The sequence below is a fragment of the Allobosea sp. RCC_152_1 genome (assembly GCF_041360765.1).
Lineage (GTDB): Bacteria > Pseudomonadota > Alphaproteobacteria > Rhizobiales > Beijerinckiaceae > Allobosea > Allobosea spartocytisi.
Genome location: NZ_JBFUPU010000002.1, coordinates 1,062,452 through 1,080,919 on the forward strand (window position 1 = coordinate 1,062,452; position 18,468 = coordinate 1,080,919).

Below are 18,468 nucleotides of genomic sequence, written 5' to 3' on the forward strand. Positions count from 1 at the left end.
TCCGGCTCGGCTTGTCGCGCCATGACCCTTATGCGAGAAATTGGCGCCAATATCAAAGATGACTTACATCCGGGAACAGGAACTCCGATGAGCAACAGCAAGGAAGTCTGGCAGCGCGTGGACGACAAGGCGCCGGGCTATTTCGCGTTGTCCGACCGCATCTGGCACATGCCCGAGCTCAATTATCAGGAGGTCCGTTCCGCCGCCGAGCACCGCGCCATGCTGGAGCGCGAAGGCTTCCGCATTACCGAGAATGTCGCCGGCATCCCGACCGCGCTGATCGGCGAAGCGGGAGAGGACGGCCCGGTCATCGCGATCATGGGCGAGTACGATGCCCTGCCGGGCCTGAGCCAGGAGGCCGGCATCGCGAGCGAGACGCCGGTTCAGAAGGGCGGCAATGGCCATGGCTGCGGCCACAACATGCTGGGTTCCGCCTCGCTGCTCGCGGCCGCCGCGGTCAAGGACTATCTCGCGGCCAACGGGTTCAAGGGCCGGGTGCGCTATTATGGCTGCCCCGCCGAGGAAGGCGGCTCCGCCAAGGGCTTCATGGTCCGCGCCGGCGCCTTCGACGATGTCGACATCGCCCTGTGCTGGCACCCGGCCTCCTTCACCGGGGTCAACCGGCCGTTCTCGCTGGCCTGCGTCGAGGTCGAGTTCACCTTCACCGGACGGGCCTCGCACGCCGCCGCCGCGCCCCATCTCGGCCGCTCGGCGCTCGATGCGGTCGAATTGATGCATATCGGCGTCAACTACATGCGCGAGCACATGCCATCGACGGCCCGCGTGCACTACGCCATCATCAACGCCGGCGGCATCGCGCCGAACGTGGTGCAGGCGACGGCGACGACACGCCAGCTCATCCGGGCCGCCAACCTGTCGGAGATGTGGAGCCTCGTCGCCCGCGTGAAGAAGATCGCCGAGGGCGCCGCGCTGATGACGGAGACGCAGGTCGCAGCCAAGCAGCTTTCGGGCGACGCCAATCTCGTCGGCAACCGCCCGCTCGAGGAAGCGATGCATGCCAATCTGCAGGCGCTGGGCGGGCCCGGCTTCGACGCGGCCGATCAGGCTTTCGCGGCAAAGTTCCAGAAGACCCTCAATGGCGAGGATATCGCCTCCTCCTATGCCCGCTTCGGCTTGAAGCCGAAGGCGGGCGAATCGCTGAGCGACGAGATCTACCCGCTCGGCTCCGGCAGCGATTCCTTCGTCGGCTCCACCGATGTCGGCACGGTGAGCTGGGTCGTCCCCACCGTCCAGTGCCGCACCGCCTGCTATGCGGTCGGCACGCCCGGCCATTCCTGGCAGCTTGTCGCGCAAGGCCTGGCGCCGGCGGCGCATAAGGGCCTTGCCCTCGCGGCCAAGGCCATGGCCGGCGTCGCCCAGGACGTGCTGAACGATCCGGCCCTGCTCAAGGCCGCGAAGGATGAGTTCGCCAGCTTCCGCGCGGGCAATCCCTTCGCCAATCCGATCACGGATGATGTCGAGCCGCCGCTCGACATGGCCGCTCACTGAGTCGATTCGGCTCGGCCGGCTCTACGCTTCGGGGCCGGTCGGGCGGGTCGCCTTGAATTCCTCGACGGCCGCGGTGGCGAGGTCCGTGACGGAAGCAGGCGGCGCGCCGATGAGGCGCAGCACGATCCGCCCGAGACGGGCCTTGGCATCGGTTTCCAGCTCCGGATCCAGCCGTCCGTCATGGTCGAGCGACGCCCAGGCGCGGGCATGGACCGCTTCGGCGACGAGCAGTTCGCTGGAGTTCAGCACTCCGGGAAAACGGAAGGAGCGGCTCTGGATCGGCGTATCGGACATGAGGCTATCGGGCATGGTCACCGCGCCGATATAGGGTCCGGGCCGGCGAGGGCAACCCCGCTTGTGGTCGCACTCAACCGTGCGGGGCCGTGTCCATGGCCCGCTGCGCCACGAGCTCCCGCAGCGCCGCGGCCAGAAGCTGCGCCGGCAGCGGCAATGCCGTATCGGTCCGCGTCGTCAGGCCGACCGGGCCGAAGGTATCGCCCGTATCGGCCGGCAGCACGGACAGCCAGCCCGTCCTGACATCCTCCGCGACGACGCCTTCCGAGATGAACCAGATTCCGTCGGTCAGGCGCAGATAATTGCGCGCGAAGGCGTCCGAGACCGTCTCGATCACCCCGGCGGCCGGCTCCAGCGCATGGGCGACGAGATAGCGCTCCACCGTGGAACTGATCACCGAGCCGGGCGGCGGCAGCAGCCATTGATGGCGGGCGACCTCGGCGATGTCGAAAGGCGAGGATGCCAGCAGCGGGTGGTGCGGACCGACCACCAGTGCGATCCGCTCGGAATAGAGATGCTCGAAGGCGAAGCCCCGCATCGTCTCCGGGTCCGCCATGCGGCCGATGACGAGATCGAGATCGCCTAGCCTGAGCTGGGACATCAGCACGTCGTTCGGCCCGGTCACGACACGCGGGCGCATCGCGCCATGGCGCTCCATGACCTGCGCGAGCGCGCGCGGCAGCATATGCGCCGAAACCGTCGGCAGCGCCCCGACGGAGAAGGCGATATCCGTATTGGCGCCGTCGCGCCCGACCATGCTGATGCCTTGCCTGAGCGCCGTCACGCTCGATCCGGCATAGCGCAGGAAGACCTCCCCCGGCCCGGTCAGCATCATCGGCCGGCGGTTCTGCTCGAACAGCGAAACCCCGAGCGCGTCCTCCAGCTCCTGAACCGTCTTGGAGATGGCCGGCTGGCTCAATCCAAGCAGAGCGGCCGCCTTCACCACGCTCTTCAGCCGGGCCACCTCCAGGAAGCACACCAGATGGCGCAGCTTGATTCGACCGTTCAGCGGAACAGGGCGGGGCATCGTCACGTCCGGGATGATCCTGAAATTGATCCTGAGGCCGATGGTTGAGCATAGCGGCCCGGCCCCGCGCCAGGAAACCCGTGCCGTGCGCGGCGGATCGAGAGAGTTTTCCCCGGTGTCATAACGATGGGTCTCATCCTGCGGCATCGTGGACGGCCTGCCGAGTTGGCCGCGCAGCGCGGATCGGGATAAGGTACTTCACCGTGCGCGAAGACATTCATACAACCGGCTTTCCGGTCCTTTGCGCCTCCTGCGAGGCGCGCCACCGCGGCATCTGCGGCTCGCTGACGGCCGAGCAGCTCACCCAGCTGGCGAAATCCTCCTCGAAGCGAAGAGCCGAGCAGGGTGCCGAGCTGATCGGCGAGGCCGAGAACGTCGAGAGCTACGCGAACGTCCTGTCCGGCGTGGTGAAGCTGACGAAGATGCTCTCCGACGGCCGGCAGCAGATCGTCGGCCTGCAATTCGCGCCGGATTTCGTCGGCAGGCCCTTCCGGACCGAGAGCACGCTCACCGCCGAGGCCGCGACCGATGTCGAGCTCTGCTCCTTCCCGCGCGCGGCCGTCGAGCGGATGATGGTGGCGCAGCCCGATCTGGAGCATCGCCTGCTGCAGCAGACCCTGAAGGAGCTCGATCAGGCGCGGGACTGGATGGTGACGCTCGGCCGCAAGACCGCCGCGGAGAAGGTCGCGAGCTTCCTGCTGATGATCGCGCGCAATATCGACCCGACGATGCAGCCGGGGCAGCGCGCCGTCGCCTTCGACCTGCCGCTGTCGCGGGCCGAGATCGCCGATTTCCTCGGGCTGACCATCGAGACCGTCAGCCGACAATTCACGCGCCTGCGCACCGAGGGCGCGATCAGCATCGAGCACAACCGCCACGTCATCCTCGACGACATCCGCAAGCTCGCCGCCTCTTCGGGGGATTGACCGGACGGTCGCGCGCCTCAGCGCCCATCCGGCCCGGGCAGCGCCGACAGGATGCAGTCCTGCTCGAAGGCGATGTGCCGGCGCATCGAATCGAACAGCGCCCGCAGCATGTAGCCGAAGGCCTCCGGATTCGCGATCGGCCGGCCATTGCCATAGGCCAGCAGCGCTTCGCTGAGATCCTCGGCGGCACAGCGATCCTGCACATGCTCGGCCCTAAGCCGGTTCACGATCCCGGCGCTGCGCCGCGACGTCGCGAAAGCCGGAAAGACCGAGCGCTCCTCGAAGCGGTGGCAGGCGTCGATGAGCGGCACCAGACTGTTCCCCAGCATCAGGCAGCGCAGCCGGTCGACATGGGAGGGCAGGTCGTCGGCGAGCTGCTCCAGCGCATCGCAGATTTCCAGCATCCGCGCATGGCCGCGCGCCATGTCGATATGCGGGACGAAGCCGGCCCCGCTCTGTCCGCCGCCGCTGGCTGCATGCCGCGCCATGGCCGGCCCGCCGGTCAGGGCGTCGGCAGCGGCACGGTTGCCTTCGCCGGCTCCTCACGCACGGTGCGCAGTTCGTACCACAGCGCGTTCAGGATGCCGACGGAGGCGGCGAGGCCGAGGCCGAGAATCCAGGCGAAATACCACATGGCGCGTTCACTCCTGTCCGGATCAATAGGCCGAATGGCCGGCGTCCTCGACGCTCTTCTCGGTGACCTTGCCCCACAATACGCTGTAGACCCAGGCGGTGTAGGCCAGGATCAGCGGCATGAAAATCACCGTCGCCAGCAGCATGTTGCGCAGCGTGGCGCGGCTCGACGAGGCATCGAACACCGCGAGCGAATGGCCGGGATTGCTGCTCGAGGGCAGCAGGATCGGGAACATCGCGACGCCGACCGTCGCCACGATCATGGCGACACCGAGCTTGGAGGCGAGGAAGGTCAGCCCCTCCCACCGCGCCCGGAAGCCGATCGCCGCCAGCAGCGGCGCCGCGACGCCGAGCGCCGGCACCGCCCAGAGCGCGGGATGCGCCCGGAAATTCGCAAGCCAGGCGGCGGGATCGGCGACGACGGTCTTGAGCAGCGGATTCGACGGCCCGTCCCAGACGATCGGCGTGGTCACGCGATAGCCGCCGAGCAGCCCGAGCCAGACCAGCACCCCGCCGCCCGCGAACAGCAGGGCCGTCAGGAACGCCGCCATCGTGCCGAAATCGCGGGCCCGGCCGGCGACGGCCCCGTCGGCCTTGAAGGTCAGCCACGCCGCGCCATGCATCGTCAGCATCGCCAGCGAGACCAGCCCGCAATACAAGGCGAGCGGATTGAGCAGGCCGAAGAGATTGCCCTCGTAGATCGGTCGCAGATCCGGCGTGAAATGGAAGGGCACGCCCTGCAGCGTGTTGCCGACCGCGACGCCGAAGATCAGCGAGGGAACCGCGCCGCCGATGAACAGCGCCCAGTCCCAACGCTCGCGCCAGGCCGGATCGGGCTTCTTGGAGCGGTATTTGAAGCCGACGGGCCTGAGGATAAGCGCGCACAGCACCAGGAACATCGCGAGGTAGAAGCCCGAGAAGCTCATCGCGTAGAGCGCCGGCCAGGCCGCGAAGATCGCGCCGCCGCCCAGGATGAACCAGACTTGGTTGCCCTCCCAGACCGGGCCGATCGTGTTGATCGCCACCCGCCGCTCGATGTCTTCCTTCGCGACGAAGGGCAGGAGCGTGCCCACGCCCATGTCGAAGCCGTCCATCACGGCGAACCCGATCAGCAGGACGCCGAGCAGCACCCACCAGACCAGCCGCAGCGTTTCATAGGAGAAGAGAAAGTCGATCATCATCGTGATCCTTGGCTTGGCGTCCGGTCACTCGGCGGGATAGGGCGCGACGGCGTGCGGCCCCGGCTGCCCCGGTCGCCTCGGCCGCAGCCCCTCGACCATATCGGCGACATCGGGCCCTTTGCGGATGGCGGCGAGCATCAGCTTGACCTCGATGACGGCGAGCGTGCCGTAGAGCAGGGTGAAGCCGGCGATCGTGAGCAGCAGGTTGTAGACGCCGAGCTCGGAGGTCGCGAGGAAGGTCGGCAGCACGCCCTCGATGATCCAGGGTTGGCGTCCGAACTCGGCGACGAACCAGCCGACCTCGATCGCGATCCAGGGCAGCGGCATCGCCAGCAGCGCCATGCGGAACAGCCAGCGCGGCGCTTCCGACTCGCGGATGGTGTGCCAGAGCGAGACCGCGAAGACGCCGAGCAGGATGAAGGCGCACAGCACCATCAGGCGGAAACCGAAGAACAGCCAGGGCACGCCCGGCACGGTCGACCAGGCGGCGTCCTTGATGTGCTGCTCGGTCGCCTGCCGTGGATCCGCGACGAACTGCTTCAACAGCAGCGCGTAGCCGAGATCATGCGAGGAGGCCTTGAAGGCCGCGCGGGCGACGCCGTCATTGCGGTCCGCCTTCATCTTCTCCAGCGCGTCATAGGCGACGAGCCCGTCGCGAATGCGCGCCTCGGCCCGCTGCACCAGCTCGTTGATGCCGGGGATCGGCGTGTCGACCGAGCGCGTGCCGATAAGCCCCATCACCCAGGGGATATGGATGGCGAAATGGGTCTTGCGATCGGTAAGGCTGGGGATGCCGATGGCGGTGAAGGAGGCCGGCGCCGGCTCGGTCTCCCACATCGCCTCGATCGCGGCGAGCTTCATCTTCTGGTTGTCGGTAAGCGCATAGCCGCTCTCGTCGCCGAGCACGATGACCGAGAGCGCCGAGGCGAGGCCGAAGGCCGAGGCGATGACGAAGGAGCGCTTGGCGAGCTGCACATGCCGACCACGCAGCATGTACCAGCCGGAGACGCCGAGCACGAAGGTGGCGGCGCAGACATAGCCGGCCGAGACGGTGTGCACGAACTTCGCCTGCGCGACGGGGTTGAAGATCACCGCCATGAAGTCGGTGACTTCCATGCGCATCGTGTCGGGGTTGAAGGCGGCGCCGACCGGGTTCTGCATCCAGCCATTGGCGATGAGGATCCACAGCGCCGAGAAGTTCGTGCCCAGCGCCATCAGCCAGGTCACGATCAGATGGGCGCGCGGCGAGAGCCTGTCCCAGCCGAAGAAGAACAGGCCGACGAAGGTCGCCTCGAGGAAGAAGGCCATCAGCCCTTCGATCGCCAGCGGCGCCCCGAACACGTCGCCGACATAATGCGAGTAATAGGCCCAGTTCATCCCGAACTGGAATTCCATGGTGATGCCGGTCGCGACGCCGAGCGCGAAGTTGATGCCGAACAGCACGCCCCAGAACTTCGTCATGTCGCGCCAGATCGGCCGGCGGGTCATGACATAGACCGTCTCCATCATCGCGATCAGGATGGAGAGGCCGAGCGTCAGCGGCACGAAGAGGAAATGATAGAGGGCCGTCAGCGCGAACTGCAGGCGGGATAAATCGACGAGGAGCGGATCGACCATGGCATCATCCTTTCGGGACGCTCTCTTGTAGCCGCGCTCGCCGTCGAGCCTCTTGATCTGGATCAAGCGAGCATGCGCCGCGTCATGCGAGAGAAGGGACATGGAGCAGCCCGTCACAGCGGAAGACCGGCCTGACCGTCGCGGCGGAAGCCATGACGCCTTCGCGGCGCTCGCCCGGGCGCGGCGTCTCGGCAGCGCAGGGCTCGGCCGCCTGCTCGGCTGGCAGCTCGCCCGCACCGCGCTGCGCCTCGCCGCCGCGGCGTCGATGGCCGTGCTCTTCGGCAGGCTGATCATGGAGCAGCCATTCGAGGGCTCGCTCCTGATCGCGCTGGCGATCTCCGTGCCGGGCGCTGCTGTCGCCGGGCTGATGGCCGATCGCGCGCAGGCACGGGCCGAGACGGAGGTTTCGACGGCACTGCGCAACGACGCCATCGGAAGGCTGCAAGCCATGCCGGCAGACCGGGTGCGCGCGCTCGCGGCCGGCAGCGTCACGGTCGGCCTCCAGCGCCATCCCGAGGCGGTGGCGAGCCTCGTCATCGGTCACCGCGCCGCCAGCCTGATGATGGCGATCGGTCCGCTCATGGCGGCGGTCGCGCTCGCCGTCGTCTCCTGGCAGGCGGCCTTGCTCGTTCTCGTCCTGACGCCGGTGATGATCCTGTTCTTCGCGCTGGTCGGCGAAACCATCCGCAGCCGCGCCGACGCCCAGGAGAAGGCCTTCAGCCATCTCGCCGGCCAGTTCGCCGACCGCATCCGCACGCTCCCGACCATCCTCGCCAACGATGCGCTGGCAGGGGAGGAGGCCAAGCTCGCCATCCGCCTCGACGCCTATACGGCCAAGACCATGGGCGTGCTGCGCATCGCCTTCATCAATGCCGGGCTGATCGACTTCTTCGCCTCGCTCTCGATCGCGATGCTCGCCGTCTTCCTCGGCCTCGGCCATCTCGGCCTCGCCACGATTCCCGGCTTCTCCGGTCTCGAACTCTGGCAGAGCCTCTTCATCCTGATGATCGCACCGGACTATTTCGCGCCCTTCCGCCGCTTTTCCGAGCAGTACCACGCCAAGGCCGAGGGGCTCGCCGCCGCGGCCGCGCTCGACCACCTGCTCGACGCCGAACCTGCTCCCGCGCCAGCCCTGCCGGCAGTCGAACGGGCATTGTCGAAAATGACGATGCCGCCCAGCGGCCTCCTCGTCATCTCCGGTCCAAGCGGGGTCGGTAAATCGACCTTGCTGCGCCGGCTCGCCGGCATCGAGGCGGGGCCGACGCCTTCGCCATGGACAATGCCGCAGGGCTGCGTCTGGGTCGCGACCGACAGCTTCGTCGCGACCGGCACCTTGGCCGAGGCCATCGGCAACGGGCTCGACGCCCCCTGCCCGACCCGCCTGCGCGCGGCGGCAGCCAGCGTCGGCCTGCTCGACGACGCCTTGCTGCCCGGCGGCCTTGCGGCCCGTATCGGCGAGGGCGGCGCCAATCTCTCCGGCGGCCAGAGGCTGCGGATTGCGCTCGCCCGCGCGCTCGTCAGCCAGCGCACGGTCATCGCCGACGAGCCGACCGCCAAGCTCGACCCGGCGACGGCCGATGCGGTGCGCCGCGCCCTGCTCGACATGGCGAACAGCCGGCTCGTCATCGTCGCGAGCCACGACCCCGAGCTGATCGCGCTGGCCGATCGGCGCATCGCGCTCGATGCGACCGCCTCTCTGGAGGAAGCGGCATGAGGGACAACGCGGCAACGCGCGGCGCCGCCGCTCGCAAGCTGTGGCGCTATGCCGGGATGCTTGCCTCCGCGGCGCTGCTATGCGGTGTCCTGCTGGGCGGGCTGTCGGCCTGGTTCCTCGGCTCGGTCGCCATTGCGGGGCTCACAAGCGCCGCCTACAGCTTCAATTTCCATATCCCCGGAGCCCTGGTGCGCCTCTTCGCGGTCGGCCGGACGGCCGCACGCTATGGCGAGCGCCTCACCGGCCACCACGCGGCGCTGGTGGACCAGACGACGCATCGGGTCGGATTGTTCGAGGCGATGGCCGCGGCCCCGACCGTGCGCGGTGCCGGCTGGCAGCTCGCCGATCAGGCGCGTCTCGCCGACTATCTCGACGATGTCGAGGATCTCGACTTCGCCCGGCTGCGGGCCGATCTCCCGGCCCTTCTCCTCGCCGCCGGCCTGATCGGCGCCTTGATCGCGACCGCTTTCGTCGCGCCGCTGGCTCTCATCCCCATCATCGCGTTGCTCTGCGCGCTCGCCACCATGGCGCATCGGCTCGCGCAAGCCGGTGCCACCTCATGGGCGCAAACCCGCCTGTTGCGGCGCCAGGCCGCGCAGCAATTCGGGGCGGCCCTGACCTCGGCCGTCCCGCTGCAAGCGGAAAAAGCCTGGGCCGGCCGCTGCTCCGATGCGCTCGGCCGCTTCTCGCAAGCCGAGGAAGCCCAGCGCGCCCTGCGGCTCGCTCAGGCCGGCCTCGATGCGCTGGCCTCGCTGCTTGGCCCCGTCGCTGGCGTCAGCATCTTCGCCGCGGCCTGGTTCGCCGGCGCGCGGGGCGAGGCTCTGCTGATCCCGGCCTTCCTCGCCTTTTCCTGGATCGCGCTCGCCGAGACGGCACAAGGCCCCTCGCGCATGGTCGTCGCCGCCTTGCGCCGCCGGGCCGCGAAGGCGGAGATCGAGCGCTGGATCGGCACAGCGACGCAACCGGCGCACTCTCCGACACGGTCACCGGCAGGGCTCACAGCCCTCCACACGTCGATGCAGCGCCGCGCCCCGGACGGGCACCCGCTCGGCGCCAGGCTCACGCTCGCGCTGACGGCCGGTCGGCCGACGATCCTCACCGGCGCGAGCGGTGCCGGCAAGACCAGCCTGCTCAAGCAGATCGCCGGCTGGATCGGGCAGGACAGCATGGAGAGCGAGACCGGCCCGCTATCGGCCGAGGACCGGCGCAGGATGGCGATGTTCTGCCCGCATGACGCCGCGATCCTCACGGACACGGTGCGGGCCAATCTCTTCGCACCCGCCCTCCCCGACGAAGAGCTCTGGCAGGCGCTCGAAGCCGTCGAGTTGGCCGATCGCATCGATGCCGCCGGCGGTCTGGACGGCTGGATCGCGCAGGACATGCTCTCGCTCGGCGAGGCGCAGCGGCTCAACCTCGCCCGCGCCTGGCTTTCGACGAAGCCGCTTATCCTGCTCGACGAGCCGACCGAGCATCTGCGCGCCGATCAGGGGCAGCGCATCCTGGCACGCCTCGTCGAGCGTCTCGACGACCGCATCGTCGTGATGTCGAGCCACAATACTACCGGCCTGCCCGACGCCGCGACGATCCGGCTCTGACGACCTCCTCAGCAGAAATCGAAATCGACGCCCTCGTCCGCTTGCAGCACATGGCTGTCATAGAGCTTGTCGTAGCCGCGCCGTTCGACCTCGCCCGCAGGCGGCCGTGCCGTGCGCCGCACCGTCAGCTCCGCCTCGCCGACCAGCAGGTCGAGCCGCCTCTCGGAAACGCTGAGCCTGATCCGGTCGCCATTGCGCACCAGCGCGAGCGGCCCGCCGACAGCCGCTTCCGGCGCGACATGCAGGACGATGGCGCCATAGGCGGTGCCGGACATGCGCGCATCCGAGATGCGGACCATGTCCTTGACGCCGCGCGCCGCGAGCTTGCGCGGAATCGGCAGATAGCCGGCTTCCGGCATCGCCGCGCTGCTGCGCGGCCCGGCATTCTGCAGCACCAGCACGTCATCGGGCTCGACATCGAGGTCGGGATCGTCGATCCGGGCCGCGAGATCCTCCAGCGAGGCGAAGACGACGGCGCGACCTTCATGCTCCAGCAGGCGCTTCTCGGCCGCCGCCCGCTTCACGATCGCGCCGCGCGGCGCCAGTGTCCCGAAAACCGCGACGAGGCCGCCATCGGGATCGACCGGCTCCGCTCGCGACCGGATGACGCCGCGATCGAGCGCCTCGACCAGCGGCGCATCGATGAGCTCGCCCAGCGTCTTGCCGGTGACGCTCAGCGCATCGAGATGCAGCAGGTCGCGCAATTCGCGCAGGACCGCCGGCACGCCGCCGGCCGCGAAGAAGTCCTCCATGTAATTGGCGCCGACCGGCTTCAGATTGACCAGCACCGGCGTCTCGTCCGAGAGTCGGTTGAGGCGGTCGAGGTCGACCTTGACCCCGGCGCGCCGCGCGACGGCGGTCAGATGGATGACGGCGTTGGTCGAGCCCGAGATCGCCAGCAGCACCCGCCAGGCATTCTCGATCGCCTTTTCAGTGACGATCTGGCGCGGCCGCAGCGTCTGGGTGCCGATCAGTTCCACCGCCCGCCGGCCGCTCTCCTCGGCGCAGCGCAGCCGATCGGCATGAACGGCCGGGATCGCCGCCGAGCGCGGCAGCGCCAGCCCCAGGGTCTCGGCGATGCAGGCCATCGTGCTCGCCGTTCCCATCACCGCGCAAGTGCCCGCGGTGGTGGCGAGCCGCCCCTCGACGGCCTCGATCTCGGCGGCGTCGATCTCGCTGGCGCGGTAGCGCGCCCAGAAGCGGCGGCAATCGGTGCAGGCGCCGAGACGCTCGCCGCGATGGCGCCCGGTCGACATCGGCCCGCCGACGAGCTGCACCGTCGGCACATTGGCGGAGAGCGCCGCCATGAGCTGCGCCGGCACGGTCTTATCGCAGCCGCCCATCAGCACCACGGCGTCGATCGGCTGGGCGCGGATCATCTCCTCGGTGTCCATCGCCATCAAATTGCGGAATTTGAGGCTGGTCGGATTGAGGAAGACCTCGCCCAGCGAGATCGTCGGGAATTCCAGCGGCAAGCCGCCGGCCATCAGCACGCCGCGCTTTACCGCCTCCAGCAATTCCGGGAAGTGGCGGTGGCAGTTGTTGAAGCCGCTATAGGTGTTGGCGATGCCGACGATCGGCCGCGCCAGCGCCTCGTCGGAATAGCCCATCGAACGCGCGAAGGAGCGTCGCAGATAGGCGGCGAACTCCGGGTCGCCGTAATTGGTGAGGCCGCCGGCGATGCCGCGCCCCTTCGCTTGCCCATCGCCCATGCGTTCCTCCCGAAAATTTTGTCGCGACGGTCAGAGCGCCAATCCGCGCTCCCGCAGCGCTGCGCGCAGATCGATCGGCTCGACGAAATGCACCGTCCGCATGCCGACACCGTCGGCGGCGGCGATGTTCTTGGCGCTGTCGTCGACGAAGATGCAGTCACCGGCAGCGAGGCCGTAGCGCTCCAGCAGCACATGGAAGATCGCCGGGTCCGGCTTGATCAGCCGCTCATGCGCCGAGACCACGACCCCGTCGAAGGATTGCAGGAAGGGGAAGCGGATCAGGCTCTCCGCCCATTTCTCACGCGAGAAATTGGTGACGGCGTAGACCTTGTCGCCGCGCGCCTTCAGCTCCTTCAGCGTCGCGACGCTGTCCTCGATGATGCCGGGTACGGTCTCATGCCAGCGCTCGTCATAGGCCCTGATCTCGCGCTCCCATTCCGGGTGCTCAGCCACCAGCAACGCCACCGCCTCTTCCCAGGAGCGGCCGCGATCCTGCTCGATGTTCCAGGCGGCGGTGCAGACATTCTGCATGAACCAGTCGAGCCGCTCCGGATCGGGAATCAGGTCCCGGTAGAGCAGGCGCGGATCCCACCGGATCAGCACGTTGCCCACATCGAAAACCACCGTCGGGGAAGCTGCAGCCATGATCTCCATCCGCTCATCCGCCCCCGCCGGGAACAGAAGGCCCGGCACGAAGCATCGCGCCGGAGGGTGGAGCGGCACCGGCTGCCGCGTCAACCGGGCGATATGCCGTTCACCTCAGAGCGCGAGAAAAACCCGCGCGACCTGCGCAAGCGCCTCCTCGGCATCGGCGCAGCGCATCGCGCCTTCGACCGCCGGCGCCCCATCGAGCAGGAAGACCGGCCGCTTGAACTGAAGCGCGAAGGCGATTTCCGACAGGGTGCCGTAGCCGCCGCCGATAGCGACGAGACAGAAGGCCGCCCGCGCGATCAGCGCATTGCGCGCCACGCCGATGCCGGTCGCCAATGGCACGGTGACGTAAGGATTGGCCGCTTCCGGCTCGTCGTCAGGCAGCAAACCGATCGACAATCCTCCGGCTCCGTCGACGCCGCGGCAGACCGCCTCCATCACGCCCGAGCGGCCGCCGCAGAGCACCGTGACTCCGTGCCCGGCGAGCAGGGCGCCCATATGCTCCGCCATGGCATCTTGCGATGCGGTCGGCGTCCGCGTCCCGATCACCGCGACGGGGACACGCACGGCCTTGCCGCTCTCCCGCTGCAGCCAGCGCAGGGCCTCGGTGGGAGAGATCGCCACATCGTCGGAAACCCCGGCCCCGGCGCCCCAGATGCGGGCCGCCGGATCGAAGCAGCGCCCGGTCCCGTCGTGCAAAACGCGGCGGCCGGCATCGAGGCGCAGTGGCTTGCCCGGCTCCATCCGCGTCAGGCCGACTTCTCCTGGCCAAACTCGGAGATGCCGCCATGCCTGGCCGACCAGCTCGCCGGGTCGTTCAGGAAGCTCTCGACCTCGGCCAGCACCTTCGGCTCGAAATGGCCGCTCTCCTTGGCGACCGCCAGCACGTCCCACCAGGTCGTCAGATAGTGCAGGTTCACGCCGATCTCGGCCATGAGCTCGCGGCTCTTCGGGAAGATGTCGTAGTAGAACAGCACGAAGCAATGATCGACGACGGCGCCGGCATCGCGCAGCGCCTGGCAGAAATTGACCTTGCTGCGCCCGTCCGTCGCGAGATCTTCGACCAGCAGCGTGCGCGCGCCGACCACGACCTCGCCCTCGATCTGGGCATTGCGCCCGAAGCCCTTCGGCTTCTTGCGGACATACTGCATCGGCAGCATCAGCCGTTCAGCGATCCAGGCGGCGAAGGGAATGCCGGCGGTCTCGCCACCGGCGATATTGTCGATCGATTCGTAGCCGATATCGCGCACGATGGTCGAGGCGGCGAAATCCATCAGCGCCGAGCGCAGGCGCGGATAGGAGATGATCTTGCGCGAGTCGGTATAGACCGGGCTTGCCCAGCCGGAGGTGAAGACGAAGGGCTTGTCCTTGTAGAAATGGACCGCATTGATTTCGAGGAACATCTTGGCCGCTTCGCGCGCGAGGACCGACCGGTCGGCGGCGGTGAACAGATTGGCCATGGCGTCGATTTCTCCGGTCTGAGCGCCATCGTTCGCCGCGCGCGGCGTGAGACGAGGCACCTGTCAAGTTCGCAAACGGCCCCTTCTGTTCCTTCGCGACGGGAGGGTCAATAGCCGGCCGGCGGGTTTTCGACAGCGCTGCGCATGGCCATTCCAGAGTGGGAGGCTTCAGCCAGCCGCGTTATCGAGGCTGGCGAATCCCTTGCCTTCGGCCGCGAGGCGCCTGAGCAGCGGTGCCGGCTCCAACGCCTTGTCGCCGCTCTCGGCCGCCTGGGCTTCCAACCGCTTGGCGATCGCGTCGAGCCCGACGCCGTCGGCCCAGTACATCGGCCCGCCGCGCCAGGCCGGCCAGTTGTAGCCGTTGATCCAGACGACATCGATGTCGCCCGGCCGCGCCGCAATGCCTTCTTCGAGGATACGCGCGCCCTCGTTCACCATCGGGTCGAGCAGCCGTGCCAGGATCTCCGCCTGCGAGAAGGCCCGGCGCGTCACGCCCTGCTCGGCCGAGATGCGCTGGATCAGCGCCTCGACCTCCGGGCAGCGCTGGCCGGCGCGCGCGCTCTGCGGGTAGAGATAATAGCCGCGCCCGGTCTTCTGCCCGAACCAGCCGGCCTCGCAGATCGCATCCGCGACGGGAGCCTTCAGGCCCCGCGCCTTGCGCGAGCGCCAGCCGATATCGTTGCCGGCGAGATCGGCCATGGCGAAGGGGCCCATCTTGAAGCCGAAATCGACCAGCGCCTGGTCGACCTCGTAGGGCAACGCGCCCGCGACGAGCAAACGCTCGGCCGCGCGCGTGCGCTGCTCCAGCATCCGGTTGCCGACGAAGCCGAAGCCGTTTCCGACGACGACAGGCACCTTGCCGAGCTTGCGCCCGAGCGCGACGGCAGTCGCGATCGCATCGTCCGCCACGCCCTTCGGCCTGACCACTTCAAGCAGCTTCATCACATTGGCCGGGCTGAAGAAATGCATGCCGAGCACGTCCTGCGGGCGTTTCGTCGCGGCCGCGATGGTGGGCACGTCGAGATAGGAGGTGTTGCTGGCCAGGATCGCGCCGGGCTTGGCCACCTTGTCGAGCTCGCCGAAGATCTGCTGCTTGACGCCCATCTCCTCGAAAGCCGCCTCGACCACGATATCGGCTCCAGCCGCCCCGGCGAGACCGACCACGGGCTTGATCAGCGCCAGCCGCGCCGCCCGCGCCTCCGGCGTCAGCGAACCGCGCTGGACGGAGATATCGTAGATCGCGGCGATGCGGTTCACGCCGTTGTCGAGCGGTGCCTGCGCCGTCTCGATCAGCGTCACCGGGATGCCGGCATTGGCGAAGCACATGGCGATGCCGCCGCCCATCGTGCCCGCGCCGATCACGGCGGCGCTGGCGATGGGGCGCGGCTTCACCTCGGGCCCGATGCCCGGCACCTTCGCGATCTCGCGCTCGGCGAAGAAGACATGGCGCAGAGCCTTCGAGCGCGGGTCGTCAACGAGCGCGAGGAACAGCTTGCGCTCGGCCGCCAATCCCTCCTCGAACGGCAGCAGGAAGACGTTGCGGACCGCCTCGACCAGCGCCGGCACATTCGGCATCTCGCCCGCCTTGCGCAGCGCGTCTTTCGCCTGAACCTCGAAAGCGGCGCGGTCGGCTTCGGTGAGCTTGTCGACGGCAGCGCTGGTGACGGGGCGGCGCCCCTCCCCGGCGAGCCCTTCGGCGACGCGGATCGCCGTGGCGAGGAGATCGCTCGACACCACCTCGTCGAGCAGCCCCCATTCGAGCCCGCGCCCCGCCGGGGTCGGGTCACCCGAGAGCATCATCGGAAACGCCTTTGCCGCGCCGATCAGCCGCGGCAGGCGCTGCGTGCCACCCGCGCCGGGAATGAGGCCGAGCTTGATTTCGGGCAGGCCGAGCTGCGCTGACGGCAGGGCGACCCGAGCATGGCAGGCGAGCGCGACCTCGAGCCCGCCGCCGAGCGCCACGCCCTGGATCGCGGCAACGACCGGCTTCGGCGAACGCTCGATCGTGTCGAGCACATCGGGCAGGAACGGCGGCACCGGCGGCTTGCCGAACTCGCTGATATCCGCGCCGGCGATGAAGGCCTTGCCCGCCGCCGCGATCACGATCGCGCTGACCGCCTCATCCGCATTGGCTCGCCCGATCGCCTCGACCAGCCCTGCCCGGACCGCCGCGCCGAGCGCGTTCACCGGAGGACTGTCGAGCGTGATGACGGCAACCGCCGCGTTGCGGGAGAAGGCGACAGGATTCAAGGCGGCGGCTCCGGTTGAGGCATCCGTGGCGGCCGGCTGCCCAGCCGCCTCGAACGACACCGAGGAATAACCGATCTCGGTTGCCGGTCAGCAGAATTTTTTGCGGCCGGGCGCATGCGGGGCACGCCGCGGAAGCCGACCGGAAACCGCCATGCATGGCAAGGTTGCAAGTCGAGGTGTCGGCACGGGCCGCTCTTGTCGTATGGTCCTGCGCATGACGAACGGAGCATCGACTATGCCGAAGCGGTTGGAAGAGATCTGGAGCGCGTTGGCGGCCTGCCGCGACGCGACGAAAGGACGCCATCTGCGCGCTTTTTTCGCCGAGGACGCTGAGCGCTTCGCCGCCTTCTCGGCCCGGCTCGACGATCTGCTGCTGGACTATTCCAAGACCTCGGTCACCCCGGACGCCTTGGCTCTTCTCCTGAAGCTCGCGCAGACCGCGGAGGTCGAGGCCAAGCGAGACGCCATGTTCGCCGGCACCGCGATCAACACCACGGAAAACCGCGCCGTGCTGCATGTCGCGCTGCGCAACCTGTCGGACCGCCCGATCCTGGTCGACGGCATCGACGTGATGCCCGAGGTGCGTGCGACACTGGACCGTCTCTTCGCCTTCGCCGAGGGCGTGCGCGACGGCAGCATCGCCGCCGCCGATGGCGGGCGCTTCACCGATGTCGTGAACATCGGCATCGGCGGCTCCGATCTCGGGCCGGTGATGGCGACGGCGGCGCTGGCGCCCTATCATGACGGCCCGCGCCTGCACTACGTCTCCAATGTCGACGGCGCCCATATCGCCGACACGATCGCGAAGCTCGATCCGGCGCGGACGCTGGTGATCGTGGCGTCCAAGACCTTCACCACCGTCGAGACCATGACCAACGCCGCCACCGCGCGCAAATGGCTGGCCGGCGCGCTCGGCGAGGCGGCGGTCGGCGCCCATTTCGCCGCGGTCTCGACCGCACTCGACAAGGTCGCCGCCTTCGGCATCCAGCCGGAACGCGTCTTCGGCTTCTGGGACTGGGTCGGCGGCCGCTATTCGGTCTGGTCGGCGATCGGCCTGCCGGTGATGATCGCGATCGGGTCGGAGAACTTCCGCGCCTTCCTGGCCGGGGCCCATGCGGTCGACGAGCATTTCCGCACCGCGCCGCTCGACAAGAACCTGCCTGTCCTCATGGGCCTGATCGGCCTGTGGCATCGCGACGTCTGCGGCTATCCCTCCCGCGCCATCCTGCCTTACGACCAGCACCTCGTCCGGCTGCCCGCCTATCTCCAGCAGCTCGACATGGAATCGAACGGCAAGCGCGTGCGCAAGGACGGCACGCCGGTGGAGCGACCGACCGGCCCCGTGGTCTGGGGCGAGCCCGGCACCAACGGCCAGCACGCCTTCTACCAGCTCATCCACCAAGGCACCGACGTCGTGCCTTGCGAGTTCCTGATCGCGGCCGAGGGCCATCATCCCGACCTCGCCCACCATCAGCGCCTGCTGATCGCCAATTGTCTCGCCCAGAGCGAAGCCCTGATGAAAGGCCGCACGCTCGACGAGACGAAGGCGCAGCTCGCCAAACGGGGCCTTGCTCCCGAAAAGCTGGAAGCGCTCGCCCCGCATATGGTCTTCCCCGGCAATCGTCCCTCGCTGACCATCGCCTATCGCAAGCTCGATCCCTTCGCGCTCGGCCGGATCGTCGCGCTGTTCGAGCACCGCGTCTTCGTCGAGGCGGCGATCTGGGACATCAACGCCTTCGACCAATGGGGCGTCGAACTCGGCAAGGAGCTGGCGACGGCGTTGCTGCCGGTGATCGAGGGCAAGGCGCCCGGCGCCAGGCATGATTCCTCGACAGCGGGCCTCGCCGCCTATCTCACGGCTGGCGAGAGCGCCTAGCGGCCTGCCGCCTCTCCCTCCCT

Annotated in this window: 16 protein-coding genes; 5 read left to right on the plus strand and 11 right to left on the minus strand. The window is 68.5% G+C overall.

Annotated elements, in window-relative coordinates; genetic code table 11:
- Positions 1–87: 87 nt before the first annotated feature.
- Positions 88–1,509: an amidohydrolase gene (locus AB6806_RS11560; RefSeq protein ID WP_142022128.1), complete on the plus strand. Its 1,422-nt coding sequence runs from the start codon at positions 88–90 to the stop codon at positions 1,507–1,509.
- A gap of 21 nt (positions 1,510–1,530) precedes the next feature.
- On the opposite strand, the gene AB6806_RS11565 is transcribed toward AB6806_RS11560, so the two are convergent.
- Complete coding sequence (locus tag AB6806_RS11565; RefSeq protein WP_133560661.1) at positions 1,531–1,818, minus strand: hypothetical protein; 288 nt, start codon at positions 1,816–1,818, stop codon at positions 1,531–1,533.
- Positions 1,819–1,876: 58 nt separating this feature from the next.
- On the minus strand, positions 1,877–2,830 hold the full coding sequence (gene pcaQ, locus AB6806_RS11570) for a pca operon transcription factor PcaQ (protein WP_142022130.1): 954 nt from the start codon (positions 2,828–2,830) through the stop codon (positions 1,877–1,879).
- Between the two features lie 203 nt (positions 2,831–3,033).
- Between pcaQ and AB6806_RS11575 the strand changes: the two genes are divergently transcribed.
- Positions 3,034–3,756, plus strand: coding sequence for a Crp/Fnr family transcriptional regulator (locus tag AB6806_RS11575; RefSeq protein WP_349236406.1), 723 nt, complete (start codon positions 3,034–3,036; stop codon positions 3,754–3,756).
- A gap of 17 nt (positions 3,757–3,773) precedes the next feature.
- On the opposite strand, the gene AB6806_RS11580 is transcribed toward AB6806_RS11575, so the two are convergent.
- Genes AB6806_RS11580 through AB6806_RS11595 form a run of 4 tightly spaced genes read right to left on the minus strand, consistent with a single transcriptional unit; the run spans position 3,774 to position 7,187 of the window.
- On the minus strand, positions 3,774–4,244 hold the full coding sequence (locus AB6806_RS11580; RefSeq protein ID WP_370954635.1) for a hemerythrin domain-containing protein: 471 nt from the start codon (positions 4,242–4,244) through the stop codon (positions 3,774–3,776).
- Positions 4,245–4,258: 14 nt separating this feature from the next.
- Positions 4,259–4,390: a cytochrome bd-I oxidase subunit CydX gene (cydX, locus tag AB6806_RS11585; protein WP_112763656.1), complete on the minus strand. Its 132-nt coding sequence runs from the start codon at positions 4,388–4,390 to the stop codon at positions 4,259–4,261.
- 22 nt (positions 4,391–4,412) lie between these two features.
- Complete coding sequence (cydB, locus tag AB6806_RS11590) at positions 4,413–5,570, minus strand: cytochrome d ubiquinol oxidase subunit II (RefSeq protein WP_142022131.1); 1,158 nt, start codon at positions 5,568–5,570, stop codon at positions 4,413–4,415.
- Positions 5,571–5,594: 24 nt separating this feature from the next.
- A complete protein-coding gene (locus AB6806_RS11595; RefSeq protein ID WP_142022132.1) occupies positions 5,595–7,187 on the minus strand; it encodes a cytochrome ubiquinol oxidase subunit I in 1,593 nt (530 codons plus the stop codon).
- Positions 7,188–7,287: 100 nt separating this feature from the next.
- On the opposite strand from AB6806_RS11595, the gene AB6806_RS11600 reads away from it, so the two are divergent.
- Both AB6806_RS11600 and AB6806_RS11605 read left to right on the plus strand, forming a co-directional pair.
- Positions 7,288–8,901: an ATP-binding cassette domain-containing protein gene (locus tag AB6806_RS11600; protein ID WP_370954636.1), complete on the plus strand. Its 1,614-nt coding sequence runs from the start codon at positions 7,288–7,290 to the stop codon at positions 8,899–8,901.
- Positions 8,898–10,496 (plus strand): ATP-binding cassette domain-containing protein, encoded by a 1,599-nt coding sequence (locus AB6806_RS11605; RefSeq protein WP_142022134.1) that lies wholly within the window; start codon positions 8,898–8,900, stop codon positions 10,494–10,496. Before AB6806_RS11600 ends, AB6806_RS11605 begins: the two co-directional genes overlap by 4 nt.
- A gap of 8 nt (positions 10,497–10,504) precedes the next feature.
- Here the strand turns inward: AB6806_RS11605 and AB6806_RS11610 are convergent, their stop codons facing one another.
- The 5 genes from AB6806_RS11610 to AB6806_RS11630 form a co-directional block, all read right to left on the minus strand.
- Positions 10,505–12,208, minus strand: coding sequence for an IlvD/Edd family dehydratase (locus AB6806_RS11610; protein ID WP_370954637.1), 1,704 nt, complete (start codon positions 12,206–12,208; stop codon positions 10,505–10,507).
- 30 nt (positions 12,209–12,238) lie between these two features.
- A complete protein-coding gene (locus AB6806_RS11615; protein WP_112763755.1) occupies positions 12,239–12,853 on the minus strand; it encodes an HAD family hydrolase in 615 nt (204 codons plus the stop codon).
- Positions 12,854–12,967: 114 nt separating this feature from the next.
- Positions 12,968–13,603, minus strand: a complete 636-nt coding sequence (locus AB6806_RS11620; RefSeq protein WP_142022136.1) for a TIGR00725 family protein — start codon at positions 13,601–13,603, stop codon at positions 12,968–12,970.
- A gap of 5 nt (positions 13,604–13,608) precedes the next feature.
- Entirely contained in the window at positions 13,609–14,319 is a 711-nt protein-coding gene (locus AB6806_RS11625) for an orotate phosphoribosyltransferase (RefSeq protein WP_038363505.1), read from the minus strand.
- A gap of 168 nt (positions 14,320–14,487) precedes the next feature.
- Positions 14,488–16,569 (minus strand): 3-hydroxyacyl-CoA dehydrogenase NAD-binding domain-containing protein, encoded by a 2,082-nt coding sequence (locus AB6806_RS11630; protein ID WP_142022137.1) that lies wholly within the window; start codon positions 16,567–16,569, stop codon positions 14,488–14,490.
- 235 nt (positions 16,570–16,804) lie between these two features.
- Here AB6806_RS11630 and pgi point away from each other — a divergent pair, with 235 nt between their 5' ends.
- Positions 16,805–18,445 (plus strand): glucose-6-phosphate isomerase, encoded by a 1,641-nt coding sequence (gene pgi / locus AB6806_RS11635; RefSeq protein ID WP_142022138.1) that lies wholly within the window; start codon positions 16,805–16,807, stop codon positions 18,443–18,445.
- The last annotated feature ends 23 nt before the right edge of the window (positions 18,446–18,468 follow it).